The sequence below is a fragment of the Neisseria sp. P0009.S007 genome (genome assembly GCF_051962515.1).
This window is the reverse complement of the sequence record NZ_JBQCVF010001199.1, coordinates 1-250: the sequence shown is the minus strand read 5'-3', so window position 1 is coordinate 250 and position 250 is coordinate 1. Positions and strand designations below refer to the sequence as shown.

Annotated in this window: 1 protein-coding gene; it reads right to left on the bottom strand. The window is 44.8% G+C overall.

The window, feature by feature from the left end:
- Positions 1–250, bottom strand: a 250-nt coding sequence (locus ACTHS3_RS18290) for an isochorismatase family protein (RefSeq protein WP_440368844.1), incomplete at both ends; no start/stop codon positions are given.

Here is a 250-nt window from a genome sequence, read left to right as displayed (position 1 = left end):
ATTTTTTTATTTCTTCGGCGTTTTCTAAAATAATAGCCCCGGCAGAATGCATTTCCTGCCATGCAGATTCAACCGTTTCCGGAGCAATGCCACGACAAGACGCCTGATTGACGATGACTTTCCAAGCCCCGCCTTTAAGTAACTGTAAAACCGTTGTCTTCACACAATAATCCGTTGCCAAACCGCCGACAATGACTGTATCTGCATTTTGACAGCGCAACCATTCGATCAAACCTGTACTGAGCTTTTC